Raw genomic sequence first — 3,037 nt, forward strand, 5'->3', positions numbered from 1 at the left:
AACCGGAATGATTGGCGAGGAGAGCTCTTGTATCAAGGAGGAGAGTTCTTCTGTTCGGGCCTCTACCTTCTTTTCCAATTCCATGATGCTTTCCTGCTCTTTCTTTCTTGCAAGTTCATGGATGTTATGCGAAATGGTCACTGTTGATGGGAAGATTTCAACCTCATCATATTCATGGCCTTCCTGCTGGCTTTTCGTCATTTTATACCACATGTCCTGCTTGAATAGTCCGCTGAAAATCCCTGCCCAATGGCTTGGCAGCAACACCCCAGCCTCATCCTTGCCAGAGAGCTTGAAAATCCGGTGTTCCCAGCTGTTACGGATTCTCACGACAGCTCTTTTCTCTTCATAGGAGTAATCATGAATTTCAAAGATTCCCCAGCCCGCGCTTTTATAGATTTCACTATATTCATTCAGTAACTCTACCACATCGGTCCTGCCTTCATAATAAGAGCTAACGAGCTTACCCATGCGGAATCCAGTCACTTCATAGACAGTAGTTGACACATCGCTTCCGGAAATTTCCTCAATCGTATTCAGAAACAGCTCAATCGCTGAATCCCAGAAAAGCAAAGCCGGGGCACCATCAAAAGTCAGTTCCCCTTCTCGGCTATTCCATATAAATTCATTTTTGTTCACTTTTATCTGATGGTTAGAATGTCCCATTTTAGTACTCCCTCAATAGTATGAATTAACTCCATTCTAACTAAAACAATAATAGAATGCCAATTTGCTGGTCTGAAGAACAAGAGGAAGCATAGAAACCATACTATTTACTTATATTAACTAACTTAAATGCCTTTTCTAGCTCCAGAACAATTAGTTACATCTGATTGAACACCTTTATTATTATTTCAACAAATTAGCGATTATGATAAAGAGTATGGATAGAGTAAAGAAACCAATCATAAAATAGCCAAAATACCTTAGTGGCTTAGGCAACTTTTTGAGATTTACATCAGTTGGGATTCCTTCGATTTTGCTCATATGTTCCATCGCATCATTAATTGGCTTTTTGTCCGACATAATAATACTCCTTTTTGTCCAATGTTTCCCCATCAAATTTCCGACACAGCTTTAAGTTCAATTGACACTTCAACGAAAAAATCAAGACTTCAATTTATACTAAGAAAACGGCGATTAAAATGATGGATATCCCTGAGATCGTAAGTACATCCTGCGTATAACTTTTGCCTCGATTTTCACCGATTTGTTCTTTCTCGTATTGTTTGTGAAGCTTATGGTGCAGATGTTCATCGCCAGGTATTTCAGGTGATTGCACACCCATTAGCCCTCTTCCTCCGAAGTAAATGATCTTGTGAAAAGGCAAAGCGGCAATTAACAGTATGAAACCTAATATTAATCCCCACATCCCAACCATATTCGCATTAAATTTCCCAATCATAATAAATAAGATCAGAGATAGGGCTGCATAGGTGCTGACCACTATATAGAAGCTGAGCTTTAACCTTCTCTTCATCTGCCTTCACCTCTTTTTACATACGAAACTCATCTGCAAAAAGTTCCCAATTATTTTTCAGCAAACAAGGGAAATATTGTTGGTGAATCCAACATTACAAGTAGATTTAATCTCAATAATTGCTGGTCCACCCTATTCGATATCCTTCCATCAGGCCATACGAGCTAAAAAGCGGTTACCCTAAAGGATGACCGCTTTTTGGAAGTATATGATTATTAAACGCCAGAATTAACTAGTTAAAGTTCTGCCTCTGACTGTCGTTCCTTCCTGGATCAGTACTGCACGGCAATCCAAGAACTTATATAGAGGTACTCATTTCGCCTTCGGATTGAAGTTTCATAATCGCTCCAAAATATTGTGAAGCGGTAGTAAAGGAAATAAAAGCAATGAGTTCGCTAATTTCTTCCTCAGTCAAGCTGTCTTGCAATACTTGAAAGATTGAATCAGGTATATCACCCCTCTGCATTAAAAAGACTTCAGCAAAACCAACTGCGATCGACGTTTTTTCATCGAACTTTTCTGGATCCGGTCTACCTTTCGCTTTACAATATTCACATCCATTGCGCTGAGCCAGTGTTCTTCTCACCTGTTCTTTTAATTCTGAAGTAAGCAGTCCATCTTTTTCTAATACATTCCCTAGCTGAAACCAGCCATGCATTACCTCTGCGTTATGACCTAAAAGACGTTGAAATGGTGTATCTCCAATACTTGATTCATTTATTCTTGCCATTGAAATTCCCCCTTTGCTATAGTTAATTATAGAAAACCAAATACTTAATTTACATTAAACCAAGAATTAAAAATTAAGATATTTTTAATAAATTTAAGGAATTAGAGGGGAAATACATTAAATATGAAAATGGATGATACAGACAGGAAGATTTTAGATGAATTAAGCAGAAACAGCCGACTTTCAATGAGTGAACTGGGCAGAAGAGTGAATTTATCTTCCCCATCCGTAACAGAACGGGTCAGGCAAATGGAGTCTTTTGGAATTATTAAACACTATACAGTAGAACTCGACTATGAGAAATTAGGACAGCCAATCCAATGTATTGTTGAAGCAACCGTCAAAAACGGAGATTACAAGTCATTCAAGAACTATATTCAAAACCTTCCTAATGTACAGTTTTGTTATCGAATTGCAGGCAATGCATGTTTTATGCTTAAGCTTCATTTCGAAACCTTTTCACAAGCTGAGAAATTCATTGAAGAAGTTAACCCTTACGCCCATACGGTTACACATTTTATATTCTCACAAGTACCAACGACCCCGAGGAACTACACACCGTAGACTTTAATTATTAAATTCCAACCTAGTCGTCTCTTCAGAATTTGAAAAGTAAATTAGCTCAAAAATTCTTGGAGACCGATATTTGGCTCCAAGCATTTATTATCTGACTGTATTGAAGATTAGCACCCGTTAGCCATCCATGAAGCGAGAAAATCGGCGCTTCACCACAGAGAATGAAAATGGTTCCGAACCGTCAATACTGATTCTACGGCTGGAAGAGGAAGGTCGCTGAACTATGGTGCGTTAGAGCCCATCCGTTAGTC

The 3,037-nt window shown here is 38.6% G+C and carries 4 protein-coding genes and 1 pseudogene; 1 reads left to right on the top strand and 4 read right to left on the bottom strand.

Annotated elements, in window-relative coordinates; translation table 11 throughout:
- The 4 genes and pseudogenes from ACH0QE_RS04345 to ACH0QE_RS04360 all read right to left on the bottom strand — a co-directional run.
- Positions 1-666, bottom strand: a pseudogene (locus tag ACH0QE_RS04345) (STAS domain-containing protein); the annotation flags it as partial.
- Positions 667-849: 183 nt separating this feature from the next.
- Positions 850-1,026 carry an amino acid transporter gene (locus ACH0QE_RS04350; protein ID WP_415799468.1) on the bottom strand — a complete coding sequence of 59 codons (177 nt, stop codon included), beginning with the start codon at positions 1,024-1,026 and terminating at the stop codon, positions 850-852.
- A gap of 94 nt (positions 1,027-1,120) precedes the next feature.
- On the bottom strand, positions 1,121-1,480 hold the full coding sequence (locus ACH0QE_RS04355) for a hypothetical protein (protein WP_415799469.1): 360 nt from the start codon (positions 1,478-1,480) through the stop codon (positions 1,121-1,123).
- A 298-nt stretch (positions 1,481-1,778) separates the two neighbouring features.
- The gene (locus tag ACH0QE_RS04360; protein WP_415799470.1) at positions 1,779-2,210 is read right to left on the bottom strand and encodes a carboxymuconolactone decarboxylase family protein; all 432 of its coding nucleotides are present in this window, start codon (positions 2,208-2,210) and stop codon (positions 1,779-1,781) included.
- A gap of 123 nt (positions 2,211-2,333) precedes the next feature.
- Here ACH0QE_RS04360 and ACH0QE_RS04365 point away from each other — a divergent pair, with 123 nt between their 5' ends.
- Positions 2,334-2,774 (top strand): Lrp/AsnC family transcriptional regulator, encoded by a 441-nt coding sequence (locus tag ACH0QE_RS04365; RefSeq protein ID WP_415799471.1) that lies wholly within the window; start codon positions 2,334-2,336, stop codon positions 2,772-2,774.
- The last annotated feature ends 263 nt before the right edge of the window (positions 2,775-3,037 follow it).

The sequence above is a fragment of the Mesobacillus sp. genome (assembly GCF_047739415.1).
Lineage (GTDB): Bacteria > Bacillota > Bacilli > Bacillales > Cytobacillaceae > Mesobacillus.

Bases quoted from the DNA above. Each gene is read 5' to 3' on its own strand.
- ACH0QE_RS04350 (WP_415799468.1), bottom strand. From the start codon at position 1,026: ATGTCGGACAAAAAGCCAATTAATGATGCGATGGAACATATGAGCAAA.
- ACH0QE_RS04365 (WP_415799471.1), top strand. From the start codon at position 2,334: ATGAAAATGGATGATACAGACAGGAAGATTTTAGATGAATTAAGCAGA.
- ACH0QE_RS04355 (WP_415799469.1), bottom strand. From the start codon at position 1,480: ATGAAGAGAAGGTTAAAGCTCAGCTTCTATATAGTGGTCAGCACCTAT.
- ACH0QE_RS04360 (WP_415799470.1), bottom strand. From the start codon at position 2,210: ATGGCAAGAATAAATGAATCAAGTATTGGAGATACACCATTTCAACGT.